28 protein-coding genes are annotated in these 26,544 nt (G+C 65.8%); 9 read left to right on the forward strand and 19 right to left on the reverse strand.

Annotated elements, in window-relative coordinates:
- Positions 1-3: 3 nt before the first annotated feature.
- Genes RFM41_RS08750 through RFM41_RS08775 form a run of 6 tightly spaced genes read right to left on the reverse strand, consistent with a single transcriptional unit; the run spans position 4 to position 6,127 of the window.
- A complete protein-coding gene (locus RFM41_RS08750; protein ID WP_320247453.1) occupies positions 4-948 on the reverse strand; it encodes an acetamidase/formamidase family protein in 945 nt (314 codons plus the stop codon).
- Positions 938-2,581, reverse strand: a complete 1,644-nt coding sequence (locus RFM41_RS08755) for an ABC transporter substrate-binding protein (RefSeq protein ID WP_320247451.1) — start codon at positions 2,579-2,581, stop codon at positions 938-940. The genes RFM41_RS08750 and RFM41_RS08755 overlap by 11 nt, the downstream gene beginning before the upstream one ends.
- 32 nt (positions 2,582-2,613) lie before the next feature.
- Positions 2,614-3,534: an ABC transporter permease gene (locus RFM41_RS08760; RefSeq protein ID WP_320247449.1), complete on the reverse strand. Its 921-nt coding sequence runs from the start codon at positions 3,532-3,534 to the stop codon at positions 2,614-2,616.
- Positions 3,535-3,547: 13 nt separating this feature from the next.
- Entirely contained in the window at positions 3,548-4,414 is an 867-nt protein-coding gene (locus RFM41_RS08765) for an ABC transporter permease (protein ID WP_320248071.1), read from the reverse strand.
- A gap of 19 nt (positions 4,415-4,433) precedes the next feature.
- Complete coding sequence (locus tag RFM41_RS08770) at positions 4,434-5,036, reverse strand: ANTAR domain-containing response regulator (RefSeq protein WP_320247447.1); 603 nt, start codon at positions 5,034-5,036, stop codon at positions 4,434-4,436.
- Complete coding sequence (locus tag RFM41_RS08775; protein WP_320247445.1) at positions 5,033-6,127, reverse strand: transporter substrate-binding protein; 1,095 nt, start codon at positions 6,125-6,127, stop codon at positions 5,033-5,035. Before RFM41_RS08775 ends, RFM41_RS08770 begins: the two co-directional genes overlap by 4 nt.
- Positions 6,128-6,426: 299 nt before the next feature.
- Here RFM41_RS08775 and RFM41_RS08780 point away from each other — a divergent pair, with 299 nt between their 5' ends.
- From RFM41_RS08780 to RFM41_RS08790, 3 genes are all read left to right on the forward strand, one after another.
- Positions 6,427-6,864 (forward strand): curlin, encoded by a 438-nt coding sequence (locus RFM41_RS08780; RefSeq protein ID WP_320247443.1) that lies wholly within the window; start codon positions 6,427-6,429, stop codon positions 6,862-6,864.
- A gap of 56 nt (positions 6,865-6,920) precedes the next feature.
- Positions 6,921-7,319 (forward strand): curli-like amyloid fiber formation chaperone CsgH, encoded by a 399-nt coding sequence (gene csgH, locus RFM41_RS08785; RefSeq protein WP_320247441.1) that lies wholly within the window; start codon positions 6,921-6,923, stop codon positions 7,317-7,319.
- 168 nt (positions 7,320-7,487) lie between these two features.
- Positions 7,488-7,904 carry a curlin repeat-containing protein gene (locus RFM41_RS08790; protein WP_320247439.1) on the forward strand — a complete coding sequence of 139 codons (417 nt, stop codon included), beginning with the start codon at positions 7,488-7,490 and terminating at the stop codon, positions 7,902-7,904.
- Positions 7,905-7,966: 62 nt separating this feature from the next.
- Here RFM41_RS08790 and RFM41_RS08795 read toward each other — a convergent pair whose 3' ends face one another.
- The 4 genes from RFM41_RS08795 to exbB form a co-directional block, all read right to left on the reverse strand.
- Entirely contained in the window at positions 7,967-8,854 is an 888-nt protein-coding gene (locus tag RFM41_RS08795; RefSeq protein ID WP_320247437.1) for a hypothetical protein, read from the reverse strand.
- A 256-nt stretch (positions 8,855-9,110) separates the two neighbouring features.
- A complete protein-coding gene (locus RFM41_RS08800; protein WP_320247435.1) occupies positions 9,111-10,088 on the reverse strand; it encodes a TonB family protein in 978 nt (325 codons plus the stop codon).
- Positions 10,085-10,588: a TonB system transport protein ExbD gene (gene exbD, locus RFM41_RS08805; RefSeq protein WP_320247433.1), complete on the reverse strand. Its 504-nt coding sequence runs from the start codon at positions 10,586-10,588 to the stop codon at positions 10,085-10,087. The genes RFM41_RS08800 and exbD overlap by 4 nt, the downstream gene beginning before the upstream one ends.
- Positions 10,589-10,593: 5 nt before the next feature.
- Complete coding sequence (exbB, locus tag RFM41_RS08810) at positions 10,594-11,514, reverse strand: tonB-system energizer ExbB (RefSeq protein WP_320247431.1); 921 nt, start codon at positions 11,512-11,514, stop codon at positions 10,594-10,596.
- A 223-nt stretch (positions 11,515-11,737) separates the two neighbouring features.
- On the opposite strand from exbB, the gene RFM41_RS08815 reads away from it, so the two are divergent.
- The 3 genes from RFM41_RS08815 to RFM41_RS08825 all read left to right on the forward strand — a co-directional run bounded on the left by RFM41_RS08815 (position 11,738) and on the right by RFM41_RS08825 (position 13,783).
- The gene (locus tag RFM41_RS08815) at positions 11,738-12,412 is read left to right on the forward strand and encodes a cysteine hydrolase family protein (RefSeq protein ID WP_320247429.1); all 675 of its coding nucleotides are present in this window, start codon (positions 11,738-11,740) and stop codon (positions 12,410-12,412) included.
- Positions 12,413-12,542: 130 nt separating this feature from the next.
- Positions 12,543-12,857, forward strand: coding sequence for an antibiotic biosynthesis monooxygenase family protein (locus RFM41_RS08820; RefSeq protein ID WP_320247427.1), 315 nt, complete (start codon positions 12,543-12,545; stop codon positions 12,855-12,857).
- A gap of 8 nt (positions 12,858-12,865) precedes the next feature.
- Complete coding sequence (locus RFM41_RS08825; RefSeq protein ID WP_320247425.1) at positions 12,866-13,783, forward strand: sigma-70 family RNA polymerase sigma factor; 918 nt, start codon at positions 12,866-12,868, stop codon at positions 13,781-13,783.
- A 117-nt stretch (positions 13,784-13,900) separates the two neighbouring features.
- Here the strand turns inward: RFM41_RS08825 and RFM41_RS08830 are convergent, their stop codons facing one another.
- A complete protein-coding gene (locus RFM41_RS08830) occupies positions 13,901-14,839 on the reverse strand; it encodes an LLM class flavin-dependent oxidoreductase (protein ID WP_320247423.1) in 939 nt (312 codons plus the stop codon).
- 157 nt (positions 14,840-14,996) lie between these two features.
- On the reverse strand, positions 14,997-15,152 hold the full coding sequence (locus RFM41_RS08835) for a hypothetical protein (RefSeq protein ID WP_095816548.1): 156 nt from the start codon (positions 15,150-15,152) through the stop codon (positions 14,997-14,999).
- 279 nt (positions 15,153-15,431) lie between these two features.
- Between RFM41_RS08835 and RFM41_RS08840 the strand changes: the two genes are divergently transcribed.
- Positions 15,432-16,199 carry an SDR family NAD(P)-dependent oxidoreductase gene (locus RFM41_RS08840; protein ID WP_320247414.1) on the forward strand — a complete coding sequence of 256 codons (768 nt, stop codon included), beginning with the start codon at positions 15,432-15,434 and terminating at the stop codon, positions 16,197-16,199.
- 213 nt (positions 16,200-16,412) lie between these two features.
- Here the strand turns inward: RFM41_RS08840 and RFM41_RS08845 are convergent, their stop codons facing one another.
- The 5 genes from RFM41_RS08845 to RFM41_RS08865 all read right to left on the reverse strand — a co-directional run bounded on the left by RFM41_RS08845 (position 16,413) and on the right by RFM41_RS08865 (position 23,080).
- Positions 16,413-17,357 (reverse strand): ABC transporter permease, encoded by a 945-nt coding sequence (locus RFM41_RS08845; protein WP_320247411.1) that lies wholly within the window; start codon positions 17,355-17,357, stop codon positions 16,413-16,415.
- Positions 17,354-18,409 carry an ABC transporter permease gene (locus RFM41_RS08850; protein ID WP_320247409.1) on the reverse strand — a complete coding sequence of 352 codons (1,056 nt, stop codon included), beginning with the start codon at positions 18,407-18,409 and terminating at the stop codon, positions 17,354-17,356. Before RFM41_RS08850 ends, RFM41_RS08845 begins: the two co-directional genes overlap by 4 nt.
- Positions 18,409-19,929, reverse strand: a complete 1,521-nt coding sequence (locus tag RFM41_RS08855; protein ID WP_320247407.1) for an ABC transporter ATP-binding protein — start codon at positions 19,927-19,929, stop codon at positions 18,409-18,411. Before RFM41_RS08855 ends, RFM41_RS08850 begins: the two co-directional genes overlap by 1 nt.
- 174 nt (positions 19,930-20,103) lie before the next feature.
- A complete protein-coding gene (locus tag RFM41_RS08860) occupies positions 20,104-21,129 on the reverse strand; it encodes a BMP family protein (protein ID WP_320247405.1) in 1,026 nt (341 codons plus the stop codon).
- 244 nt (positions 21,130-21,373) lie between these two features.
- Positions 21,374-23,080 (reverse strand): MFS transporter, encoded by a 1,707-nt coding sequence (locus tag RFM41_RS08865; protein ID WP_320247403.1) that lies wholly within the window; start codon positions 23,078-23,080, stop codon positions 21,374-21,376.
- Positions 23,081-23,160: 80 nt separating this feature from the next.
- On the opposite strand from RFM41_RS08865, the gene RFM41_RS08870 reads away from it, so the two are divergent.
- Positions 23,161-23,772 (forward strand): TetR/AcrR family transcriptional regulator, encoded by a 612-nt coding sequence (locus RFM41_RS08870; protein ID WP_320247401.1) that lies wholly within the window; start codon positions 23,161-23,163, stop codon positions 23,770-23,772.
- Positions 23,773-23,789: 17 nt separating this feature from the next.
- Here RFM41_RS08870 and RFM41_RS08875 read toward each other — a convergent pair whose 3' ends face one another.
- Together RFM41_RS08875 and RFM41_RS08880 are read right to left on the reverse strand one after the other, a co-directional pair.
- Entirely contained in the window at positions 23,790-24,380 is a 591-nt protein-coding gene (locus RFM41_RS08875) for a hypothetical protein (protein WP_320247399.1), read from the reverse strand.
- A 45-nt stretch (positions 24,381-24,425) separates the two neighbouring features.
- Complete coding sequence (locus RFM41_RS08880) at positions 24,426-25,034, reverse strand: TetR/AcrR family transcriptional regulator (protein WP_320247397.1); 609 nt, start codon at positions 25,032-25,034, stop codon at positions 24,426-24,428.
- Between the two features lie 78 nt (positions 25,035-25,112).
- Here RFM41_RS08880 and RFM41_RS08885 point away from each other — a divergent pair, with 78 nt between their 5' ends.
- The gene (locus RFM41_RS08885; RefSeq protein WP_320247396.1) at positions 25,113-26,396 is read left to right on the forward strand and encodes an MFS transporter; all 1,284 of its coding nucleotides are present in this window, start codon (positions 25,113-25,115) and stop codon (positions 26,394-26,396) included.
- Positions 26,397-26,544: the final 148 nt, after the last annotated feature.

A 26,544-nucleotide genomic window follows, 5' to 3' on the forward strand; every position in this document is an offset into this window, starting at 1 on the left:
CGCTCATTCGAAGACGCAGCGCGGGAAGTAGAACGACACCACCCAGTTCGGCATGTCGACGATCTCGCTGATCCTGAGATCGCCGCAGACCGAGACCAGCATGTAAGCGTCGACCGGGTCGAGCTTGTAGCGCCCGGCGAGCAGGTCGACCATCTGGCTGACGGCCTCCTTGGCCCCGGCCATCAGGTCTGGCCCTATGCCGGTCGTCACCTCATAGCCCTTGGCGTCGAGGTGGCGGGTCACCGGGCCTGGCGTGGTGAAGCGCGGCATCTTCAGCCGCGCGTCCTTCACAAGGTCGAGTTTCAACACGACGTCCATCGGGCTTTCGATCGCCGTGCCGCACACCTCGCCGTCGCCCTGCGCGGCGTGCGTGTCGCCGACCGAGAACAGCGCTCCCGGCACTTCAACCGGCAGATAGAGCGTGGTGCCGGCGGCAAGGTCGCGAATGTCGAGATTGCCGCCAACGCGCCGCGGCGGCACCACCGAATGGTGGCCGTTTTCGCCCGGAGCGTTGCCGATCGTGCCGGCGAACGGTTTTAACGGAACGCGTCCGTTCTTCCCAAACAACGCGGGTTCGAGCGAGGCGGCGTCGTACTTCCAGATGTTGAGCGCCGGTTCCTGGAAGTCGTCGGCGAGCAGGCCGAATCCAGGGATATTCGCCGTCCAGCCGAAGCCGGACGGTTTGAACATCTCGATGGTCACCTTCAACGCATCGCCGGGCTCGGCGCCGTCGACGAAGATCGGCCCGGTCACCGGGTTGATCTGGTCGAAGTCGAGCTTGGCGATGTCGGCGACCGTGCTGTCCGCCTTGAGCTGCCCGCCGGACGAGTCCAGGCACTGGAACTCGATCGTCGAGCCGGGCGCCACCCGCTCGGCCGGGGCGAAGGAATTGTCCCAGCCGAAATGGTGATGGCGCCCGTGGATGGTGTAGTCGCAGTTACTGCACATCTTTCACATACACATTGTCGTAGTTGATCGGGATATGGACCGGGTCGACATAGAGATTGTCGGCGCCGCCCATGCGGGCCGACTTCAGCGTGAAGCGCTGCTCGTTGAAGACCGGCGCCCAGGGCGCGTCCTCCATGATCTTGTCGTAGATCGCGCTCCACATCTTCTCGCGCTCCTCGGACTTGGCCGGATCGACGACGGAGTCCGCGTCGGCCGCCTTGGCGTCGAGGTCCTTGTTGCAATACCACGACCAGTTCCAGCCGCCCGGCACCGCGCCGGCGCAGCCGAGGATCGGGCCGTAGAAGTTGGAGGGATCCGGGAAGTCGGCGATCCAGGCCATGCCGCCCGACCAGATCATCGGCGCGCCCGCCTTGTCGCCGCCGGCGGCAATGACGTTGGCCTGGGCGAGCGACTGAATGCTGGCCTTGATGCCGATGGCCGCCAGGTCCTGCTGGATCGCCTGGGCGATGCGCGGATTGGGGTCGGTGTTCATGGCGAAGAGCTGCGTCTCGAAGCCGTCGGGATGACCGGCCTCGGCAAGCAGGGCCTTGGCCTTGGCGACGTCATAGGCGTAGCCCTTGAACGCCTTGTCGTAGCCGGGCATCGACGGCGGCAGTGGCTGGTTTGCCGGCACCGCGCGGTTGTTGATCATCTGGACGATGCGCTCCTTGTTGATCGCCATGTTGACGGCCTGGCGCACCTTGACGTTGTCGAAGGGCGCCATGGTGGTGTTCATGGTGATGTAGCCGGTGTGCAGCTGCCCGCCCACCACGACGCGCGCCTTCTGTTCCGGGTCGTTCATCACCTCCTGGAACTTGGCTGGCGGAATGCCGTCGCCGGGCACGTCGATCTCGCCCTTCTGCAGGCGCAGCAGCGCCACGATCGGCTCCTGGCCGATCTCGAAGGTGATCTTGTCGAGATGCGGCAGCCCCTTGTGCCAGTAGTCGGGATTGCGCTCGAAGACGATGCGTTGGCCGAGCGTCCATTCGGCGAGCTTGAAGGCGCCGGTGCCGACCGGGTGCTTGCCGAAGTCGGCGCCGTATTTCTCGACCTCCTCCTTCGGCACGACATGCGAGAAGTTGATCGCCATGACATGCAGGAAAGTGGCGTCCGGCCGCACGAGCTCGAACTTGATCGTATAGGGGTCGACCACGGTGACGCCGGAGAGGCTGTCGGCCTTGCCAGCTGCGACCTCGTCATAGCCCTTGATGGAACCGAAGAAGCCGGCGCCCGGGCTCTGTGTCTTCGGATTGGTGACGCGGTCGAGCGAATATTTGACGTCGTCGGCGGTCATCTCGCGGCCGTTGTGGAACTTGACGCCATGGCGCAGCTTGAAGGTGAAGGTCTTGCCGTCCGGCGAGATCTCGTAGCTCTCGGCGAGGTCGGGCTTGAGCTTGGTGGTGCCGGGCTCATAGTCCATCAAGCCGTCGAACAGGCTCTTGATCATCGACCAGTTCTGCCAATCGTAGCCGATCGCCGGATCGAGCGTGGCGACGTCGTCCTTGTAGGTGATGGTGATGGCGCCGCCCTGCTTGATGTTCGGATCGACGGCGTCGTCGGCGCGCGCGCTGGCCATGCCGAGCATCAGCGCAAGCGCCGACACCGCCACGGTGGATGCAAGAAAACGTCTCATGTCAGTGTTCCCTTTCTCTGGTTGTTGTCGTTTCATCTCAGCTTGATGCGGGGGTCGATGAAGGGCGCGATGATGTCGGCCAGCAGGTTGCCGAGCACGATGGCGAAGGCCGAGACCAGGGTGACGCCCATGATGATGGGGATGTCGACACGCTGGATGGCCTGCCAGGCGAGCTGGCCGATGCCGGGCCAGCCGAACACGCTTTCGACGACCACGATGCCGCCCATGAAGACGCCGATGTCGATGCCGATCATGGCCACGATCGGCAGGATGGCGTTGGGCAGGGCATGACGAAACAGGATGGCGCCGCGCGCCAGGCCCTTGGCGCGGGCGGTGCGCATATAGTCCTGGCGCAGCACGTCGATCATCGACGAGCGCATCATGCGCGCGTACCAGCCAGCGCCGAGTATGCCCATGGTCAGCGAAGGCAGCACGAGGTGGCGCCAGCTGCCGTAGCCGCCGATCGGGAACCAGCCGAGCCTGACGGCAAAGACGTAGAGCAGGAGCAGGCCGACGACGAATTGCGGCGCCGAGACGCCGACGAAGGAGGCGACCATCAAGGTCTGGTCGGTGGCGGTGCCGCGCCTGACGGCGGCGATCAGCCCCATGGTGAGGCCGATCGCCAGCTCGCACAGGATGGCGCCGACCATCAGAAGCAGGCTCGCTGGCAGCCGCGAGACGATGAGCTCGGTGACTTCGGAGCGCTGGATGTAGGAGCGGCCGAGATCGCCGCCGACGAGCCTCGTGAGATAATGCCAGTACTGGACGACGAACGGCTGGTCGAGGCCAAGCTGCCGACGGATGTTCTCCACCGTTTCGGGCGTGGCGCTGCGGCCGGCGATTTGGCGCACCGGGTCGGCCGGCAAAAGATAGAGCAGCGCGAAGGTGATCAGCGAGACGCCGAGCAGGATGAGCAGCGACTGGATCAGCCGGCGGCCGAGATAGGCGATCATGAGCGGCCCCCCATTATTCCCGCCCTCTTTGCGTGGGGTCGAGGATGTCGCGCAACGCGTCGCCGATCAGGTTGAAGGCCAGAGCCAGCGCCAGGATCGCGGCGCCGGGGAAGAACACCAGCCAGGGCGCGGCCTGGAAATAGGTCTGGTTCTCGAAGATGATGTTGCCCCAGGAGGCGGTCGGCGGCTGCACGCCGATGCCGAGATAGCTGAGCGTCGCTTCGAGCAGCACCGTGGTCGAGATGCCGAGCGTGCCCCAGACGATGATGGTCGGCAGGAGATGCGGCAGGATGTGGCGCAACAGGATGCGCGGCGCGCTCGCCCCGATCGTGCGCTCGGCATCGATGAACTCGCGCTCGGAGAGCGAGGAGGTTTCGGTGTAGATGACGCGCGCGGTCTGCACCCAGTTGACCAGGGCGATCACCATGGCGACGATCCAGAGGCTGGGCTCGAACACCGCAGCCAGGCAGATGGCCAGAAGCAGCGCGGGGAAGGCCATCATCAGGTCGGTGAAGCGCATCAGCGCGCTGCCGATCCAGCCGCGAAAATAGCCCGCCGTGACGCCGACCAGCGTGCCGATCAGGAGCGCCACGCCATTGGCGACGATGCCGATGATCAGCGAGGTGCGGGCGCCGAACAGGATGCGGGTCAACAGATCGCGGCCGAGCAGGTCGGTGCCCAGCCAGAACTTGGCGTTGGGCGGCAAAGGCGACCCTTCGAGCGTCAGGCCGTCGAACATCTGCTCGTTGGGATCGTAGCCGGTCAGCCATGGCGCGAGGATGGCGCCGGCGACGACGATGGCGACGATGGTGAGTCCGAGCAGCGCCAGCGGCCGCTTGAGCAGCCGGCGCCAGACGCCGGCACGCGGCTTTGCCGGCATCCGGCCGGCCGCCGGAAGGTCAGGCGCGATGGGATTGGTCATCGCCGTCCTCTGCTTGCGTCATCGCCACGATGCGCCGCGCCGCTTCCTCGACGCTGATCTGCCAGCTCATCGCCAGCGATCTCAACTGCGCATAGGCGCGGTCGTCGTCGCTGCCTTTCGACAGGGCCGCGACCGCGCGCACGATGGTCTGGCGCTCGCCGACCCGCTGGCGCAGCGACGCGATCTCGCCGGCAAGCCGTTTCCTGGCCTCGAAGCTTTGCCGGGCGATGAGCAGCGCGCTGTAGACGCCGGCTGTGCCCACCGGTTTCAGCAATTGCGCATCGGCGTTGTGTGACAGCGCCCATTCGATGCGGCCCGGCGCTTCCGAGCCGATCAGCGCCACCAGCGGCATAGGCGCCTCACCCCTCTTCCACGGGAACTGCTCGTCGAAGCCGAGGTCGGCGTCGAAGAAGACGAAATCCGCCGCCAGCGCCTCCGTCGGCAGATGCGGCCAGCACTCGGCCGCCTCGAGGCCGATCGCCGACAATTGCCGGGTGATCGCCTGCACCGTCGTATGCGGACGGTGCAGCACGAAGGCTTTGGCGCCGCCGAGATTGGGGATGCGCGCGGCGCGGCTCACGATACCACCCGAAGCCGCGGGCGGCCGAAGACCTTGGCCGGATCGTAGCGCGAGAGATAGGGGTCGGGCGCCACCTCTTCCTCGCGGCTCACCACCTCGAAGAAGCCATCGGCAATGCGCCCGATGAGCACCGGCAGGGTCGCATGTTGGGTGTTTGGGTCTATGGCGATCGGCCCGAGGCGTGTGGAGAAGCGGCGTTCGGCGAAGGCTTTCGAGAATTCCGCCGGGCCGGCGTCCGGATCGCTGGCAAGCACATCCGCCATCACTTGCACCGAGGCATAGGCGGAGGCCTCGAAGGACGAGGCGAAGGCGGCTGGACGCGGCGCGAAATAGGGGCCGGCCGACAGATGACCCTTGCCCGTCTCGCCGATCGCCGGCAGCTCGCCTTCGGTGAGGTTGCAGGAGATCACCGGGCAGGCGTCAGGCTTGAAGGCTGCATCCTCGCGCCCCAGGTCGCGATACGCCGCGAGGAAGGCGTAGGACGAGGTGCCGATCAGGTTGTTGAGGATGAAATTCGGTCGTGTGACGCGGATTTCATCAATCAGCCGCGAGACGTCGGTCTCGCCGATGCGCAGATAGCGTTCGCCCAGCACCTTGCCGCCGGCGTCGGCGATCAGGTCGCGGGCGACGCGGTTCATCTCCCAGCCCCATATGTAGTTCGAGCCGAGCAGGAAGCCGTTGGCGCCGAAACGCGGCGCGACATGGGCCATCAACGGCACCAGATGCTGATTCGGGCAGGCATGCATGTAGACGACATGCTCGTTGGCCTCGAACCCTTCATACGGGCAGGCATACCAGAGCATGCCACCCGCCTTCTCCAGCACGGGAATCGTCTCCTTGCGGCTCCAGGAGGTGATGCAGCCGATGACATGACGGGCGCTGCTGGTGCGGAAGATATCCTCGCAGAGCGTCGCGTAGCGGTCGGCATTGCTTTGCGGATCGCGTTCGACCGGAACGAGCTCGATGCCCTGCGCACGGTCGGCGTTGATGTCGGCGATCGCCCGCATGGCTCCCAGCCGGCAGGCGTCGGAGACGAGCTGATAGCTGCCTGACCGGGAATAGAGGATGCCGATCTCGATACGTCGCTTCAAGCAAGGCCCCAAAAATGAAAAAGCCTCGCAGCCAGCGCCGGATGGGCGAGGGCATACGAGGCATTCTTGCCGCCCGGCGATCAAAGCCGGTATTTTCGCGCGCTAACCTATTCGCTGCGGCCGATCAGTCAAGCCGGAAAGTGATGGCGCTGGCGTCCGCCCCTCGACGGCATCGGGGAGTCGCTCCCGACACTCGCATGAATTTCCGCTGAATGGAGCTTTCAGCCTCCGTTCCGGACGAACTCCCTACAAAGGAGGCGTTCAACCGCGGTCCCCCGCCGCATCGAAGGAGAAGTCCCATGACCCGCATCTCAATCATTGCCGCAGCTTTTGCCACCGTCGTCGGCTTCACCGCCGTCGCGCCCGCCATGGCCAATGACGTCAACATCGAACAATATGGCTGGCGCAATTCCGCCGGCGGCGGCCAGCACGGCTACCGCAACCGCATACATTTCTACCAGGATGGCCGTTTCAACACCGCGATCGGCCAGCAGTATGGCCATCGCAACCTGTCGGTGATCGGGCAGCAGGGCGTCAACAACTACGGCGCGACCTACCAGTATGGCAACCGGAACGCCGCGGGCATCGCGCAGTTCGGTTCGAACCACACCGCGATCCTGACGCAGGACGGCAATGGCAATATCGCCGCCGGCGTTCAGGTCGGCCACGGATGCAATGCCGACGTCAGCCAAGGCGGCAGCGGCAATGTCGCCGCCTTCGTGCAGGACTGCCCGTGAACTGTGGGACGGCCGGCGTTGCCGGCCGTCGTCCTGAATGGCGAAGAGGTGATTCCATGGCTAAATTCAACAAACGTACAGCGGCATCGGCCGCGCTTCTGGCTGTGATCGCCGCCGGCGCGGCCGGCGCCACCGTCGGCAAGGACGGCTCGGGTTCCGGGCCGCTGCACTGCGAAATCCGGGGCACGGTCCAAGGCGATGCCATCCTGCTGGAGCCCATGGTGTATGCCGACACGAGCATCGGCGGCAGCTACACGGTCAGCGTCTCCGGTGGTGGCACGTCCGGCTCCGCCAACATCCGGCAGGGCGGCGCCTTCGAGGCCGGTCCGGGCAAGCCAGCAGCGCTCGGTCGGATGAGCGTGGGGGCGAATGGCGCTGCCTACGACGTCAGGCTGAAGGTGAGCGCCGGCGGGGCGAGCGCCAGCTGCGCCAAACAGGTGTCAGGCGCGACCTGATCGGCGGCTCTCCCGGCTGATCGAAAGGAGGGCTCCGGGCAACCGGAGCCCTCCGTTTTCCATCAGCCCGGGCTCTTGAACGGCTGCTGAACGACCCCTTCCGTCAAGGTTCAGCCTGGCTGTGCGATTGTTCGTCATCAACCGGTCGAACCCGCAAGGAGACGTGACATGAACCGCCAGATTGCAAAACTCATCGGCGCTACCGCCCTCGCCGTGGCAGTCGGTTTTCCGCTTTTTTCGGGCCCGGCCCAGGCGGGCGGATCGATCGGATTCTACTTCTCACCCCGGACGGCCCAGGATGCCGAGGCATTGGATCTCGGTCTGCGCGCCTATTCGTTCTACAACGGGCTGCGCAGTGGCGCCTCCGTTCGGCAATTCGGCCGGAACAATTATGCCGGCATAGGCCAGAGTGGCGGCGGCAACCTGGGCATCATCCACCAGGAAGGCAGCGGGCACTCCGCCACCTTGCGGCAACGCGGCAATGACAATTCCTATGGTATCTTCGAGTTTGGCAGAAACACCGACACCAGCGTGGTGCAGGCCGGCGACGGCCAGAGCGGAGCCGCCCTGCTGTTCGGCTGGTAGGCGGGAATTCACCCGGCCGCGGATACGTGGACGGCCACGCATCCGCCCGCCGATGATCCTGGTTATTGCGGCTGCTTTTCGTTCTCGGCCGCCCGGAAACCTTCGGCCGTCGCATCCGTCTCACAAATGTAGGCGCCGGACTTGGTCGTTCCGTAATTGCGGTTGCCGGCGAAGTGGAAGATCTTCGACTTCAGGTTCACCCACACCACGGTGCTGCTCGGGCAGCGGGCTTTTGCCTGGGCTTCGGTCGCGAACTGGTTGGCGCCGGTCGGGACCGTGGTGGCTGAAGGCGCCGGCACCGTCTTGGCCTGTACATTCTTGGACGGCGTCGTGGTGACGGTTGGCGCCGGCTTCGCGGGCTGCGGCGCTGCCGTCGTGCTCTGCGCGCCAGGTATCGTTTCCGTGCCGGCGCGGCAGGAAGCGACGAAGTCCTTCTTGGTCTGGCCCGATCCCTTGATTGCGGCCTTGTTGGCCGAATACTCGGTGTCGCACTCCTTTGCCGTCTTCACGCCGCCGGCGCCCGCCGGGGCTGCCGCGGTCGGCGCGACCGTGGCCGGCGCGGCAGCAGCCGCGCCACCCGGGATGACTTCGCTGCCAGATCGGCAGGAAGCGACGAAATCCTTCTTGGTTTGGCCCGATCCCTTGATCGCGTCCTTGTTGGCCGCGTACTCGGCGTCGCACTCCTTTGCCGTCTTCACATTGCCGGCGGCCGTGCTTTTGGCTGGTGTGACGGCGGCTGGCGCTGCAGCCGCGCCGGCCGGTACGACTTCGCTGCCAGCGCGACAGGAAGCGACGAAATCCTTCTTGGTCTGGCCCGATCCCTTGATCGCGTCCTTGTTGGCCGCGTATTCGGCATCGCACTCCTTGACGGTCTTGGTGGCCGCCATGACGGCATTCGGTGAAAAGGCAAGAATGACGGCTATAGCGGCGATCGAAAGCGGCACTCGCATCGCGGACTCTCCCTGGTCGCGGTTGACGGCGCGGGCGGATCGGGATCGCCGTCGATGAACCCGTTCCAGCCCTCGCGGAGCGCTGGATGCGGCGAAGCTAGTGAGACGAGTTGTCCGGTTCCTTACGAATCTCTTACGGTTTCGTAAGGTGGAGGCGTATTCGGGCGGGCGCGCGCAACAGCGGCACGGGCAATAGCAGGGGCGCCCGACGCGAGACGTCCCGCATCGCCATCGCCGACCCGCCGTCGGGCCAAATCTAATCGCGCAGGCTGAAGACGAAGGGTGCGGTGCGGGTGACGCGCGCGCCGAGCTCCGCCGGCGGCGCCGGCACCGAGGCGCCCTGCAAGGTCCCGAGGGCCGCGCGGTCGAGATCGCCGTCGCCCGAGGATCGCGCCAGCCGGGCCGAGACAACCTTGCCGGAGGTATCGACCGTGAAGGTCACGCTCGGCGTGCCCTCGGCCCGCCTGGAGCGCGCCGCGCTCGGATAGCGGGTGTGCCGCCTGATCCATGCCGCCAGGCTGGAATTCCAGCGTGACGAGCTGACGCTCGAGCGCGACGCCGCGTTCGAGGACTGCGGCGCTGCCGCCTTCGCCGCCGCCTTGGCGTCGATGCTGGCGGTGGTCGTCGCCTTGGGCGGGAGCGCCTTTTCCTTTTTCACCCGTTCCTTCGGCTTTTCGATCGGCTTCTTCTCGGCCTTCTTCCTGGGCTCGACCGGCTTCCGCGCCTCGCCTTCCACCGGCTTCGGCTGCGGCAGCGGAATGACGACGTCCGGCGCGATCGCCTTGACAGGGTCCGGCACGACCTCGTCCAGCGGCGGCTGCTCGCTCGGCGCGGCAACGGCCTGTTCCGGCGGCGCGGCCTGCTCGGCCTGCTGCGTATCGTCGGTGTCGAGCGGCTGTTCGGGGACCGGCTCTGCCTGCTCCACCGCAGGCGCCGGATCGGTCACCGGTTTTACCTCGACGGGCTTTTCCGTCTCCTCCGGCGCATCGGGCGGCTCCGGTGTCACCGTGTCCAGCATCGCCGTCTCTTCCGGCACGGCGGGCGCGATCACCAGCGGTGCCATCTCGACCGCCAGTGCCGGCGGCGAACCGCCATCCGGCATATCGGCGAAACTCAGGTTCTGCACCGCATAGGCGACTGCCACATGCGCGGCCAGGATGATCGCGGCGGCGCTCGTCCACAGGCCGGCCTCGCGCGCGCCGAAGCGCGGCTGGGAGAGGGTGGCGACCGTCATGGCGCCTGGCTTTCGCCCGGTGCCGGGGAGGGGAGCGCGCCGGTCGCAGGCGCTCCGGGCGTGGATTGCCCGCTGGCGCCGCCCGCGGTTTCGAGGCCGACCAGCGCGACCTTGAGATAGCCGGCGCCGCGCAAGAGGTTCATGACCTCCATCAGATCGCCATAACCGACTTTTCTGTCGGCGCGCAGGAAGATGCGCGTCTGCTTGTCCCCCTTGGCGCGGCTGTCGAGCACCCCGGCAAAGGCCGGGCGGGGCACGCTGTCATTGCCGATCGCCAGCGTGAGATCGCTTTTCAAGGTCAGGAACAGCGGTGTCTCGGGCCGGGGCGCCGGCGTCGCCGTCGATCCCGGCAGGTCGACATTGACGTCGACGGTCGCCAGGGGCGCCGCGACCATGAAGATGATCAGGAGCACCAGGATGACGTCGATGAACGGCGTGACGTTGATGTCGTGGCTTTCCTCGAGATCGTCGCCGGAGGTCTCGCGAATGCGCGCCGCCATCGCCGCTACTCCGCCGCCATGGCCGTTGCCGACGGCACCGCGCGGAAATCGAGGTCGCGGCTGACCAGCCGCTCGACGCCGGCGGAAGCGTCGGCAAGGATCTGCCTGTAGCCGGCTATCGAGCGCGCGAAGACGTTGTAGATGACGACCGCCGGAATGGCCGCGACAAGGCCCATCGCGGTCGCAAGCAGCGCCTCGGCGATGCCGGGCGCCACGACGGCGAGGTTGGTGGTCTGCGCCTGCGAGATGCCGATGAAGGCGTTCATGATGCCCCATACGGTGCCGAACAGGCCGACGAAGGGCGCCGTCGAGCCGATGGTGGCGAGCAGGCCGGTGCCGCGCGACATGCGCCGGGACGCCGACGCCTCGATGCGCGAAAGCCGGGAGGCGACGCGCTCTTTCAGACCGTCGCCGGAGGCATGGTCCAGCGCGCCGGCCGAAAGCGCCCTCTCTTCTTCCGCTGCCCGCACCAGCAGCGCGCCCGGGCCGCCGCTGTGGCCGAGCTCGCGGCCGGCCTGCATCAGTGTCGCGGCGTTGCCGATCGCATCGGCGGCGCGGCGGGCCCTCAGCTTGCCGCCAAGGACCTCCAGCGACTTGGCGAGCCAGATCGTCCAGGTGACGAGGGAAGCGAAGGCCAGCCCGACCATCACCGCCTTCACGACGATGTCGGCATTCATGAACATGCCCCAGGGCGACAGGTCATGCGGCAGCGTCAGCTTCTCGCCTGTGGCGCCGTTCGCAGCCGGCTGGAGAGCCGAATCCGCCGGCGCGGCGGCCGGTGCCTGCACCGCCGGCATTTGTGAGGCCGGAGCGGCTGGCGCTTGCACTGCCGGAGCCTGCGTCGCGGGCTGTTCTTGTGCCTCGGCGATGCCGGCCGAAAGAATGAGGGACGCGGCCAGCGCCGCGAAAAGAACAGTTCGGGACAAGGCTCGTCCTCGCTTCATCATCGCAATGTGGCGGCCGCCCGGCAAACAGGCGCAGGGCGAGCCATGCCGGATGACTATGAAACATGAATTTGGGAGTCAACTATAAAGATGACTAGAATGCTCAACAAATCACGGCGCGCCGAGGCCCAGCTGGGCACGTTACAGGCCTGGACCGCAGGGCGGTTGCCGGGCACGATGCGCATGGAGCAACAAGAGCAGGCCGATGATCAAGGCAATACCCTTCGACTTTCCCTATGACGGCAGGCTGGCGCCTCGGCATACGGCGCTGCTGGTGATCGACCTGCAGGAGGATTTCCTGTCGCCGACCGGCTACTTCGCCAGGAAGGGCTATGATCCGTCGCCGCTGAGAGCCATCCTGCCGGCTGTCAACCGGCTGATTGGCGCGGCCCGCGCGGCAGGCCTCACCATCATCCACACAAGGCAAGGCTACCGCGCCGACATGGCCGACATGACGCCTTACGAAAAATGGCGCCGTAAGCGGGCCGGTCTCGACGGCACCGATGTCCTTTTGCGCTCCGGCCCGGGCTTCCAGATCTCCGCCGATATCGACGTGGCGCCGCAGGACATCATCATCGACAAGACCTGCAACAGCGCCTTCACCCATACGGATCTGGAGCTCGTTCTGCGCGCGCGGGACATAACGCACCTCATGTTCACCGGCTGCACGACGGATGTGTGCGTGCACACCACATTGCGCGAGGCGTGCGACCGCAATTTCCAGTGCCTGACGATTTCGGACGCCTGCGCCAGCGGCGACCGGTATGCGCATGAAGCAGCGCTGCATATGGTGACGGTCGAGGACGGCGTCTTCGGCGCGCTGGCGGATTCGGAGGCCGTCATTGCCGCGTTGCGGCAGCTCGCGGGCGCGGCGTGTTGAAGTTTTTTTGGGGTCCCTTCGAAATTTTTTCGCCCCACCGTTCCGTTTCCGGCTTCCGCTTCGTCTTGAGGGTCGTAACAGGTGCGAGAGCCGCGACGGCCTCCGCCATCAGGACAAACGGAGCCAAGCCATGTCGACCACAGTGACCCTGATCAACGTCTTCACCGCCAAGCCGGGCAAGCAGCAGGAACTCGCCAACACCCTCGCCGAGGGAACGAGGAACTTCTTCAGCAAGCAGCCGGGCTCGCTGTCGTCGTCCGTCATCGTCGGCGGTGACGGCAACAAGGTCGCCAACATCTCGCAATGGCGTTCGGCGGAGGACATCGCTGCCTTCCGCGGGGATCCTCGTTTCGGCGAGTACATGAAGAGCATCGTCGAGCTGGCCGCCGGCGAGAGCATGATGGGCCACACCACCTATTCCCACACGGGCGGGATCGAAGATTAGGAGGTTGCGTGACCGGTTCGCAGGATCAGGCCGTTGCGGCGATCGAGACCAGGCTTCGCGCCTTCGAGCGCGAGGCCGCCGGCCTGAGGGCCAAGCTGCACCGCTACGCTTCGCGCATGGTCGGATCGGTCATCGATGGCGAAGACATCGTCCAGGAGGCCTTGGCCAAAGGCTTCGTGGCGATCAGGAATGGCGACATGCCCGACAAGACCGAACCCTGGCTGTTTCGCATAGCGCACAACGCGGCCCTCGATTTCCTGCGCAAGCGAACCCGCTCGCGAGGGCGCGAAAGCGAGGTCGAGCTCGACACGATCGCCGCCGAGAATTCGGTGGTGGATGCGCGCATCGCCGCCGAGGCGAGCCTGGCCGAGCTGATGCGGCTGCCGCCGGCGCAACGGTGCACGGTCGTGCTGAAGGATGTGCTCGGACACAGCCTGGAGGAGATCGGCGAGATACTCGAAACCTCCGACACGGCGATCAAGGGCGCGCTGCAGCGCGGCCGAGAGAGCCTGCGCAAGCTGGCGGCCGCGCCGCGTGCGGCGTCGCCTCGCCCGGCGCTCGACCGGCAGGACATGCGGCGTCTCGGCGACTATGTGGCCGCTTTCAACGCCCGGGATTTCGATACTTTGCGCGGCCTATTGGCCGAGGACGTCAAGCTGGAGCTGGTCAACCGCTTGCGCGCCGACGGCAAGGAGTATGTCGGCAATTATTTCGGCCGCTATGCCGACGAAACGCATTGGCACTTCACGGCTGGCCTCGTCGAAGGCCGGCCCGCCATCCTGGTCACCAGTCCGGAGCGTCCGGACGGGCCGCCACGCTATTTCATCCTCATCGATTGGGAGAAGGATGGCCGGATCGCCGGCATCCGGGACTTCCTGTTCGCGGATTATGTGATGGACGGCCTGGATTATTCATCCAGGCCGTAAGGAAAGCTGGCGTGAACCTAAGATCCGGATGGCGTTTCGTTGAACCGCCATCCTGATCCGCTCTTTGTTGAAGCATGATCTTTCCGAAAACCGGTTCCCACTTTTCGGGATCATGCGCTAGCGAAGATGGATATCAGGGAAGGCCTGGGACGCAAGCATTCCCGGCTGCGGAACCTCGGCCTCACGCCGCGCCAGCGAATTCGCGACCAGCGTGATCGTCTCGCGCCCGATACGGGCGATCTCGCCTGAGCGGTCGACGCCGCCGATCATGAACTCCTCGATGCCCAGCGCCGCGTAGGGCAGCAGCGCCAGGGCAATCCGCGCCGGCGGCCCGGCGATCTCGACCGCCTTGTGATCCGGCGTGCCCGACCAGCCGTCCCGGTGGATGCGTACCGGCAGCGCGAAACGCAGCCTTCCGCCGCGGCCGTGCTCGGCAGCGGCGCTGCGCGCGCGCTCCATCAATTGCCTGACCTCGTCCGGCGAACCGGCGGCCAACTCGAAGACATCGGCATGCTTGCCGGCGACCTTCAGCGCGGTGCCGGACTGGCCGCCGAGCCGGATGACGAGATCGGCGCCATGCGGGCCCTTGCGCGGCACGAAGCCGCCCCTGACGCTGTAGAAGGCGCCTTCGTGGTCGAAGGGCCTGTCGTTCGACCACAGGCGTTTCAACAGCACCAGATATTCGTCGATGCGCTGCCACACCACGCCGTGGCCGACCGGCCGCGCCTCGGCATCGCTGTCTTCCAGCGGCTCGCTCAGCATGCGCAGCGACAGGCGGCCGCCGCCTCGACGGTCGAGCTCGGCGAGCTGCCGTGCCGCCACCGTCGGCTCGATCACGCCGGCCCAGTGCGTCAGCACGACTTCGAGCGAAGCGGTGCGGTTGAGTGTCTGCGCGGCGATGTCCATGTTGGTGAGCAGTCCGGCCGGATCGTCCACCACCAGCTTGCGGAAACCAGCGTCCTCGATCAGCGACAATCTGGTCGCGGTTTCGGCGAAATCGTAGAAGAAGCTGCCATTGGCAGGCTTGCCTGGAACATGCGTGAACTCGATCGGCATTGCCATCTCCTCCATCACGTTGGCTTGCCCCGCTCCAAAGCCTTCGAACCAAATCCGAAACTCAAGGCGCGCAACGACGCCCTGGCGCCCGGCCAGTTTTCCACTCCGATTACTCAACTCAGATTGTTTTGACGGCGGGTCTCGGCCCGCCTTGAATTCAGGGGATCAGCCCCAGAACCACCGCGCCGGTGAACACGAAAGCAAGCGCGAAGACGAGATAGGCGAAGGTACCGCCATAGGCGGGCCTCCAGCTCTGGTCGGCAGTCAGCCTCTGCCCCTTGCGGGCGGTCTGAGCGTTCTGGATATAGGACATATCGGCCTCCGTCGCGGCCATTAATCTATAAAGTTAGTAGACTTTGTCGATTGCTATTTTTCGAGCATTTTTGGGAGAATGTTCTCAGAGAGAGAACAATTCAGGTAATTCTTTCTCACCCGACGCGGATTATCCGGGCAGCAGCGAGGCAGGACGGCCCGCCAAATGCCTGGAACCACGGGCTTTTCAGCCGCAGACGGCCTCGTCGAAGCGCTTGGCTATCCCCCGTTCGACGGGATAGCATCAAAAAATATCTCGTAGGATCCAGGGAGAAGCAGAATGGGTGGAAGGCTGGCGGGCAAGGTCGCTATCGTTTCTGGTGGCGCGACGGGCATGGGCGGGGCGGCTTCGGAGCTGTTTGCCGCCGAAGGCGCCAAGGTGGCGATCATCGACCGCAATGGCGAGGCGGCCGGCAAGACCGCCGCGGCGATCCGGGCGCGGGGCCATGTCGCCGAGCATTTCGTGGCCGACGTTTCGGACGAGGCGCAGGTCGAGGCGGCCGTGAAGGCGGCGACGGCGAAGCTCGGTCCGGTAACCGTGCTGTTCAACCATGCCGGCACGATCGTCATCAAACCGTTCCTGGAGACGACGCTGCAGGAGTGGGACTGGCTGCATGCCGTCAATGTGCGCTCGATGTTCCTGATGACGCGCGCGGTGCTGCCCGGCATGATCGCCGCGGGCGGCGGCTCGATCGTGTGCACCTCGTCGATCTCGGCGGTCGCGGCCACGCCGAACGAAGTGCTCTACGACACCACCAAGGGCGCCTGCCACATGTTCGCGCGGGCCATCGCGGTCGAATTCCGCGACCGCAACATCCGCTGCAATGCCGTCTGCCCCGGCTTCATCCGCACGCCGCACGGGCTGCGCGAGGTGGCCGACCTCGGCAAGCTCGGCGTCGACGTCTCCGACGCGGCGATGGCCGCGCAGCAGGGCCGCATCGGCGAGCCGGAGGAAGTGGCGAAGGCAGCGCTGTTCCTGGCCAGCGACGAATCGAGCTTCGTCAACGGCGCGCATCTGTTCGTGGATAACGCGTTCACGGCGATCTGACGGCCTGGCGCCCTTCCTCTCCCCCGTCGATCGGGGGAGAGGTGTCGAGCGCAGCTCGACGGAGTGGGGGGTCGAACCTTGGCGCGGCGCAGGAAGACTCTTGCGCCTTGGCTTCTTTCAATATTCGTCGGCGACGGTTGCCAGGTGGTTCCCCCACTCCGTCGCTGCTTCGCAGCGCCACCTCTCCCCCCTCCGGAGGGAGAGGAAAGGGCACTACCGCTCTTCCCGTCGAAACGGCTTCAGCAGCGCGGACGGCGCCACCGCGTTGCGCGACATGAAGGCCATCGCGACGATGGTGAAGATGAAGGGCAGCATCAGGAAGGCTTCGTAAGGGATGTGGCCGAGGCCGCTGGCCTGCATCCTGAGCTGCAGCGCGTCGACGAAGGCGAAGAGCAGCGCGGCGCCTGCCGAACGCCACGGATCCCAGCGGCCGAACACGACCAGCGCGATCGCCACCCAGCCGCGCCCGGAGACGACGCCGAAGGTGAAGGCGTTGAACTGCGCCATGGTCAGGAAGGCGCCGGCAAGTCCCATCAGCGCGCCGCCGAGGATCACCGCCTGGAAGCGCGTCGCGATCACGCTGACGCCGGCCGAATCCGCCGCCCGCGGATTCTCGCCGACCATGCGGACCGACAGCCCCCATGGCGTGCGGTAGAGCACGAAGGCTGCGAGCGGGATGGCGATGATGGCGAGGTAAACCAGCGTGAACTGGTTTAACACCGCCGGACCGAGCATCGGTATGTCCGAGAGCAGCGGGATCGGCACGGGCTTGAAGCCGTCGATGCTGGGCGGCACCGATTGCTGGCCGAAGATCAGCCGGTAGAGGAAATAAGCGAGCCCCGAGCAGAACAAAGTCACGCCGATGCCGCAGACATGCTGGCTGAGGCCCAGCGCCACCGTGAACAGCGCATGCAGCGCGCCCATGAGAGCGCCGACCAGCACAGCCACCAGCACGCCGAGCCACAGGCTGCCGCTCAGGCTGGCGGCGGTGAAGCCGGCCATCGCCGACAACAACATGATGCCTTCGATGCCGAGATTGAGCACGCTGGCGCGCTCGGAAAACATCTCGCCGAGCGTGGCGAAAGCGAGAGGCGTGGCTATGCGGATGATGGCGGCGAGGAAGCCGACCTGGAAGATCTGCTCGAACACCGCGCTCATGACGAAGCTCCCACGCGGCGGATGCGGTAGGCGGTGAAGAGCAGCGCCACCAGCATGGCTAGCAGCGCCGTGCCCTGGATGACGTCGCTGAGGAAAGCCGGCACGCCGGTCGCCCGCGACATTGCCTCCGCGCCGGTCATGACGGCTGCGAGGAAGATCGCCGCCGGAACCACGCCGAGCGGATTGAGCCTGGCAAGCATAGCGACGACGATGCCCGAATAGCCATAGCCCGGCGAGATGTCGCTCATCACCTGGAAGTGCACGCCGCCGACCTCGCCGACACCGGCAAGCCCGGCCAGCGCACCAGAGAGTAGCGCCGTCGACAGCAGCACGCGCTGCACATTGATGCCGCCGTAGCGCGCCGCTTCAGGGTTCTCGCCGGTGACGCGGATGCGAAAGCCAAGCGTGGTGCGCGTGATCAGGAACCAGCAAAGCGGTGCTGCGATCAACGCCACGATGACGCCGAGATGCAACCTTGTGCCTTCGATCAGCACCGGGAAATTGGCCGAATCCTCGATCGGCGGCGAGATCGGATAGCCGCTGAAACTGTCCTTCCATGGCCCCTCGATCAGCGCCATCAGCGCGTAATAGATGACCGAGTTGAGCAGCAGCGAGCTCACTACGTCGTCGACCTTGAACCTGACCCGCAATGTCGCCGGCACCAGTGCCACGAGCGCGCCGGCAGCGGCCCCTGCAAGCGCCATCAAGAGCATGGCGAGATAGCTGGGCATCGGGATCGCGCCGACGAAGCAGCTCGCCACCGCGCCGGCCAGCAACTGGCCCTCGGCGCCGATGTTCCAGAATTTGGCGCGGAAGGCGATCGCCACCGCAAGGCCGGTGAAGATCATGGGGGCGGCGCGCACCAGCGTCTCGGTGATGGCGTAGCTGTCGCCGAGCGAGGCCGACAGCATCACGCCATAGGCTTCGACGACGCCAGCGCCGGCGACCGCGATCAGCCCACTGCAGAGCACCAGCGTCACGGCGATCGCGATGAGCGGAAGGGCCAGGTTGAACCAGGCGGGCGTCGACGTGCGGGCTTCGAGGCGAAACATCAGGCAGCCTCCTCGGTGTGGCTGGCGCCGGTCATCATCAGGCCAAGCCTTGCGACGGTGGCATCCGCGCTGGGAAGCGTGCCGGCGATGCGGCCCTCATACATCACGGCGATGCGGTCCGAGAGCATCAGCAATTCCTCGAGGTCCTCGCCGATGACGATGATGCCGCAACCCTTGGCGCGCATGGCCAGGAATTTTTCGTGGATGAAGCGCGCGGCGCCGATGTCGAGGCCGCGCGTCGGCTGCGAGACGATCAGCACCTTCGGATCGAAGGCGAGCTCGCGCGCCAGAAGCGCCTTCTGCAGATTCCCACCGGACAACGCGCCAGCGCGCACCATCGGCCCAGGGCAGCGGATATCATAGGCCTTGATCTGCGCTTCAGCGAAGGCACGGATCGCGGCGGGGTTGAGCAGGCCCTTGCGGCTGAAGGCGTCGGTGCCGATGCGCGGCAGCACCATGGAGTCGGCTAAAGGCAGGTTGGTGACCAGGCCGGTGGTCATCCGGTCCTCCGGAATGCGACCGAGGCCGAGCGCCTGCAATTCGCGCGGGGAGAATTGCGCAACCGTTTTGCCGGCTATCGTCATCGTGCCGGCCTTGGGCGGCAGCATGCCGGAAACGACGTCGGCAAGCGCGCGCTGGCCGTTGCCGGAGACGCCGGCGATGCCCAGAATCTCTCCCGTGCGGACAAAAAGCGAGATGTCGCGGAGCGGCGTGCCGGCATGGCCGGCTGTGGAGATGCCGTCGAGCGTCAGCACGGAAGCGCCGGGCGTCGAGGCTTCCTTGGTGGGCGGGACGATCTCGTGGCCGCACATAAGCTTCGCCATTTCTGCCGATGTGGTGCCCGCCGGATGGTCGACGCGGCCGGCGACCTTGCCGTGGCGCAACACGACGCAGCGATGGGTGAGGGCCCTGACTTCGTTGAGCTTGTGCGAGATGAAGATGATGCCGAGTCCCTGGGCGGACATCGAACGCAGCGCGGCGAACAGGCCATCGACCTCCGAAGGCGCCAGCACCGCCGTCGGCTCGTCGAGGATCAGAAGCCTGGCGCCGCGAAACAGCGCCTTGATGATTTCCAGCCGCTGCTGCTCGCCGACTGACAGCGCCGACACCGGCAGGTTCGGATCGAGGCTCAGCCCATACTGGCGGCTGATCTCGGCGAGCCGCGCAAGCCCGCCGGCGCGGTCGATCCGGCCCGACTTGCCGGGGATGCCGATCAGAAGGTTTTCCAGCACCGTGAGGCGCGGCGCGAGGTGGAAATGCTGGTGCACCATGCCGATGCCGGCGGCCAAGGCGTCGGCCGAATTGTGGATGGCGACGGGCTGTCCTTCGACCAGGATCTCACCGTCATCCGGCGCATAGGCGCCGAACAGCACGTTCATCAGCGTCGTCTTGCCGGCGCCGTTCTCGCCGAGCAGGCCGAGGATCTCGCCCGGTGCCACGCTGAGATCGACGGCCTCGTTCGCCTTGACGGCGCCGAAGCTCTTGGTGATGCCGCGCATTTCGATGAGTGGGGCGGACAAGGGTGCTCCTGCACTGGTACACACCTCCCCCTTGAGGGGAGGTCGCCGAGCGAAGCGAGGCGGGAGGGGTCGCCTCAATCGCCTCGACGTTGATAAAGAGGATGGAGCGCGTCGCGGGCGACCCCTCCCGGCCCTGCGGGCCACCCTCCCCTCAAGGGGGAGGGGTACGCCGGCTCAATCCGAAGCCGGCGTGTTCTCGTCGACGTCGACGCGGAAATTGCCTTCGAGGATCTCGGCCTTCTTCTTCTCAACCAGATCCTTCACTTCGGCAGGCAGCGTCTTGTCGAACTTGTGGTAGGGCGCGAGATAGGAGCCGCCCTTGGCCATGCGCGAGAAGTCGCCATAGTCCTGCGCGGTGAAGACGCCGGCCTTGACCAGCTTGATCGCCTGCTCGACCGTCGGGTACATGTCCCAGACCGGGCCGGTGATGACGGTATCGGGGCCCAGGCTCGACTGGTCGGACATGTTGGAGATGGCGAGGATCTTCTTGTCCACCGCCGCCTCGATGACGCCGAAGCGCTCGGCATAGATGACGTCGACCCCGGCGTCGATCTGGGCGACCGCCGCTTCCTTGGCCTTGGGCGGATCGAAGAAGGAACCGATGAAGGAAACCTTCTTCTTGACGTTCGGATTGACCTCCTTGGCGCCGGCAAAGAAGGCGTTGACCAGCCGGTTCACTTCCGGAATGCCCATGGCGGCGACGGCGCCCACCGTGCCCGACTTCGACATCTTGCCGGCGATGATGCCGCAGAGATAGGCGGGTTCGTGGATCCAGTTGTCGAAGACGCCGAAATTGGGCTCAGCAGGGCCGGCGCCGGAGCCGAACAGGAAGGCGGTCTTCGGGAATTGCTTGGCCGTGCGGCGCGATTCGCGCTCGGCGGCGAAGGCGTCGCCCAGCACCAATTCATAGCCGCCCTGCGCATATTCGCGCATCACGCGGCTGAAGTCGGCGGTCTGCACCTTCTCCGACCATTTGTAGTCGATGCCAAGTTCCTTCTGTGCCTTCAGCAAGGCGACATGGACCTGGTTGTCCCATGGCTCCTCGATCGGCGTGGCGAAGATCGCCGCCACCTTCAGCTTCTTGTCCTTGGCGAAGGCCGTACTGGGCAGCGCCGCCGCCGCAAGGCCGAGCGCGCCCAGTTCCAGCACATTGCGCCGCGACAGGCCCATGCGTTGCGTTTTGCTGCGTTCGTTTTCCATTGAAGTGCCCCTCTGTTCGACAGCCGTGTCGAGCCGGCCGTTCCAAAAATGTCAGACGCGCTGGACTATGGAACGGCGCCTGAGATTTGTCCACATGGTCAAATTTGGTGACGGCGATAGCCGTGATGTCCGGGAGCTGCGACGGCGCAGAACGATCGACGGGCTGTGCCATCGCTTGTTCTGGACTGTTGCATTCTTCGTTTGATGTAACGGCCTGGATTCCAGGGTCTACGCTTCGCCCGGATCAGCGCTGGCCCGCAGCCTCGGCCGCCAGGCTCTCCGGCAACTCGGCTTCGGCGCCGCGGCCGCCGCGCCAGGAGGCGAAGGCGGCGACCAGGTAGAGGATCGCCGAGAAGGTGAAGGCAAAGACCAGCCCGTGCTTGAACGGGCCCGACATCAGCTCGGGGAAGAACTGATTGCCGGTCAGCGTCGCGGCATTGGCCGCCGGCAAAGCATGCAGCACGTCGGCCGGAATCAGCTCGCCCATCGGGTTGTAGCCGAGGAAGGCGGCGAACAGGCTTGCGACCGGCGGCATGTTGGCGACCTGATGCGCGATCGCCTCCGGCACATGCTGCGCCAGGAGGCCGGCCTCCATGGTCGCCGGCAGGCTGGCGGCAAGGCCGGCCAGCATCAGGCTGAAGAACAGGCCGATCGACAGCACCTGCCCGGCATTGGTGGTTGTGGCGCGCATGCCGGACGCCTGGCCGCGCTCGCGCGCCGGCACGGAATTCATGATCTGCGTCGAGTTCGGCGCGACGAACAGGCCGGAGCCGAGGCCGTTGAGGAAGAGCAGGCCGGCAAAGGCGGTGTAGGAAAAATCGGCAGGCAGCAGCATCAGCGCGACGAAGCTGGCCGCGCCCGCCACCATGCCGCCGACGGCGAAAGGCACGCCGCCGATCCGGTCCGAGAAATAGCCCGAGATCGGCCCGGCGATCAGGAAGCCGATGGTGAGCGGCAGCATGAAGATCGCCGACCAGAGCGGGGTCTGCTCGAAGGAATAGCCGTGCAACGGCAGCCAGATGCCCTGCAGCCAGACGATCAGCATGAATTGCAGCCCGCCGCGTGCGATGCCCGAGGCGAGATTGGCGATGTTGCCATAGGCAAAACCCGGGATGCGGAACAGCGAGAGGTCGAGCATCGGCTTCGCGACGCGGCTTTCGATAACGACGAAAGCGATGAGCGAGACGATGCCGATGGCAAAGAACGCCAGCACTTTCGGGCTGGTCCAGGCCATCACCTGGTCGCCATAGGGCTGCAGGCCGTAGGTGATGGCGGTCAGGATAAGCACGAGGCCGAGGCCGAAGCTGATGTTGCCGAGCCAATCGATCGTGTGGCTGGAGCGGTTCGGCGCGTCATGCAGCTTCAGATACGCCCAGACGGTGCCGACGAGCCCGAACGGCACGTTGATCCAGAACACCAGCCGCCAGTCGGTGTCGGCGAGCAACCCGCCGATCAACAGGCCGACGAACTGGCCGCCAATCGCCGCCACGACATTGATGCCGAGCGCGAAGCCGCGCTCGTTCTCGGGAAAGGCGTCGGTAAGCAGCGCGGTGGAATTGGCCATGATCAGCGCGCCGCCGATGCCTTGGATGACGCGCACGCCGATAAGATACATGGCGGCGAAATCGCCTTGCCCAGGGAGAAGGCTGAGCGCGATGGAGGCCGCCGTGAAGATGGCGAAGCCGAGATTGTACATCTTCGCCCGGCCGAACTGGTCGCCCAGCCGGCCGAAGGCGACGACCAGTACGGCGGTGGCGATCATATAGCCGATGATCGCCCAGAGCAGGTAGTTGATGTTGCCGGGGTCGAGCGCCTTGAGGCCGATGCCGCGAAACACCGCCGGCAGGCTGATCAAGAGGATCGAGCTGTTGATGGCGGCGGCCAGCATGCCGAGCGTGGTGTTGCTCAGAACCATCCATTTGTGGCTCTGTGGGCGGTCCTGTCTGGTCATGGCGTTCAAATCCGGCGCTGCTGGCGCGTCGAGGGCCGGCAGGCTATATATGAGGGTAGTCTCAGGTTTGGAATATGAGGATGGCCTCGGAAAAATCAAGCGCAACCGTGCCGCAGCCGCGTGCCCCGCAGCAAAAAAGAGGCCGTGACCGCGTCGCCGCGTTGATGGCGGCGGCGGCGGAGCTGTTCGTCGAGAAGGGCTTCGACGCCACGACCATGACGGAGATCGCCGCCAAGGCGGGCGCGGCCATCGGCACGCTCTATCTGTTCTTCCCGACCAAGCAGGCGGTGGCGCAGGCGATCCTCGCGCAGAACGCGGAGGCGCTTTCGGCCGAGCTCGACGACCTGCGCGACCGGACGCAAGGAATGAGCGCGGCGGAAATCGCCGACTGGTTGTTCGCGCGGCTCGGCGCTTTCATGGCCGGACATCCAGCCTATTCGGCGCTGCTCGATCTGCCGGGCGACGATGGCTGGCGGCGCGCCATGCGCGGCCGCAGGCGCAGCCAAATCGCGACGTTGTTCGCCGCGGCCGATCCGCCGCTGCCCGCAGGACAGGCCGAAAGACTGGCCGTGATCGTGCCGCAGCTGATGCGCATTCCGCTGACCTTGATCGGCGAGAAGCGCTTGCGCGACGGCGTGCTGGAGGAATTGCGGCTGATGCTTAGCCGGCATCTGGAGGCCGGCGAGGGCTGACGAAGCCTAGGATCCGGTTAGTTGTCGACGCGGCCGAAAGCCGGCACGTCGCCGATCACTTCGCGCTTGTCCTTGCCGCAGGCGAAGGTCTTCGCCTTCTCGTCGGCAAGCTTGCGCGCCAGATCGTTGGCCTGCGCGTTGCCGGTGGCCAGGACCAGGCCGATCGTGCAGCCTTGATGCTCTTCCGGCTGCGCCACCTTGGCGACGACGAGCACCTCGATCGACTTCTTCTCGTCCTCGGGATTGCTGACGGAGCGGCGATGGATCGTGGCGAAGGGGACGGCGACGTCGCCATTGGTCTCGATCCGCCATTCGACCTTCGGGCCGGAGCCGTTGAAGGCGGTGAAGCTCTCCCAGACCGCCGTCATGTCGTCGGACGGAAAGCCGTAATAGACGGATTCGCGCGCATCGTCGTAACTGACGAGCACCGGGTAGCCGCGATAGCCCGAGCAGACCAGGCTCGCCCAGTCGCCGTCGCCTTCCGCGGCCTGCGCATAGGTCACGCAGTCCTTTTTCCAGTCGAGATCGGTATAGGCACTGGAGATGTCGCCGGCCTGGGCCGCCTGGCAGAAACCGGCGAGGGCAAGCGGGATCAGAAGAGCACGCATTTAATGGCAACTCCGTTCGAGTTGCCGGAAGCGTAACGCCGTCCGCTATTTCTTCAAGCTGGCTTCGATCAAGAGGTCGGCGTTGCGGGCAACCGCCGCCGCCGGTCCGCCCAGGCCGAAAAGCTGGCCGCTGATATAGGCGCCCTCGATGAGCAGCAGCAGGCCGTCGCCCAGCGTGTCGGAATCGGCGGCGCCCATCGCTGCGGCCATGGCGCGCAGGCGCCGGCGCAATTCGATCTTGTTGTTCTCGCTCACTACCCGCGCGGGATGCCCGCGCTCGGGATATTCCACCGCAGCGTTGGTCATGCCGCAGCCGCGATAATCCGGTTTCTGGGTGCGTTTGCCGACCCGTGTGAGGAAAGCGATGATCTGCGTGCGCGGATCGCCCGGATGCGTGGCGACGGCCTCGTCGAAGCGCTCCCAGAATTCGAGGTCGTATTTGCGCAGATAGGAGGCGGCGAGCTCGTCCTTGGACGGGAAGCTGCGGTAGAGGCTCGGCTTGGTGACGCCGGCGCGCTTGACGATCTCGTCGACGCCGATCGCCCGGATGCCTTCGCGATAAAAAAGGTCGCGCGCCACGTCTAGGATCTTGTCCGCCGCCTTCGGGGCGGGGGCCGCGCTCAAGGACGCTTCAATTTTATTGTCCGATGGCATGCAAACAACTCGCTTGACAATGTTACTGACCGGTACGTATGTACGGTGCCATCGCATTGCAACGTACCGGTCAGTAACATGATAGCTCAGTCTCGTCCGTTTGGCCAGCGCTACGCTTTCGTCGTCGTTGCCGTCATTTTCTTCTGCCTCTTGATCGCGGCCGGGCTTCGGTCCGCGCCGTCGGTGATGATGGTGCCGCTGGAGAAAAGCTTTGGCTGGCACCGTGACGTGACCTCCTGGGCCGCCAGCGTCGGCATCCTGCTCTACGGGCTCACCGGTCCTTTCGCCGCCGCGCTGATGGAACGCATCGGCCTGCGCCGCACGCTGCTTGGCGCGCTGGCGGTGATGTCGGGCTCGACCGCGCTCAGCCTGTTGATGACCGAGCCCTGGCATCTGTTCATCACCTGGGGCGTGTTTTCGGGCATCGGTTCGGGCGCGGTGGCGAGCGTGCTCGGCGCCACCATCGTCAACCGCTGGTTCAAGACCAATCGCGGCCTGATGATGGGCCTGATGTCGGCCTCCAGCGCCACAGGTATGCTGGTGTTCCTGCCGGTGATCGCCTCGCTGGCGCAGAGCGGCGGCTGGAAGCCGGTGGCGATCGCCGTGGCAATCGCGACGGCGGCCCTGATCCCGCTTGTTCTGCTGCTGGTGCCGGAACGTCCCGCCTCCATCGGCCAGGTTCGCTATGGCGCCGATACCGACGACGTCCCGCCGGTGTCGCCCGCATCGCAGGGCAATTTCCTGGCGCATACGCTGAACACGCTGCGCCGCGCGGCCGGCACCAGGGTGTTCTGGTATCTGTTCGCCACCTTCTTCGTCTGCGGCTTCACCACCAACGGCCTCGTCGGCACGCATCTCATCGCCTTCTGTGGCGACATGGGCATCGGCGAGGTGCAGGCAGCCGGACTGCTGTCCATGATGGGCATTTTCGACCTGATCGGCACCACGCTCTCCGGCTGGCTCACCGACCGTTTCGACCCGCGCAAGCTGCTCGGCGTCTATTACGCCGTGCGCGGCCTGTCGCTGATCTACCTGCCTTATTCCGGCTTCTCGGCGACCAGCCTGGTCATCTTCGCCGTGCTCTACGGCCTCGACTGGATCGCCACCGTGCCGCCGACGCTCAGGCTCGCGAATGAGGCCTTCGGCGACCGCAGCGGACCGATCGTTTTCGGCTGGATCGTCGCCGGCCACCAGGTGGGCGCCGCGGCGGCCGCCGCCTTCGGCGGCACGATGCGGGAGCTGCAGGGCAATTATGAGCTGGCCTTCCTGATTGCCGGCATGACGGGCATCGCGGCGGCTTGTATCTCGCTCTTGATCAACACCGACAGGCCGGCTTTCGAGCCGGAGCCGCAGATGGTCTGAGCTGCCAATCTCCCCCCTTGTGAGGGAGATGCCCGGCAGGGCAGAGGGGGGCGCTGTCCCGCCGGGCTGTCCAGTTGAAATCAAGTTCCAATCAAGCCCTTGGGGTATAGGCTCAGCGGGCAAACGCTGAGAAGTTGGCGATCCTTCG

The sequence above is a fragment of the Mesorhizobium vachelliae genome, assembly GCF_033977325.1.
GTDB lineage: Bacteria > Pseudomonadota > Alphaproteobacteria > Rhizobiales > Rhizobiaceae > Mesorhizobium > Mesorhizobium vachelliae.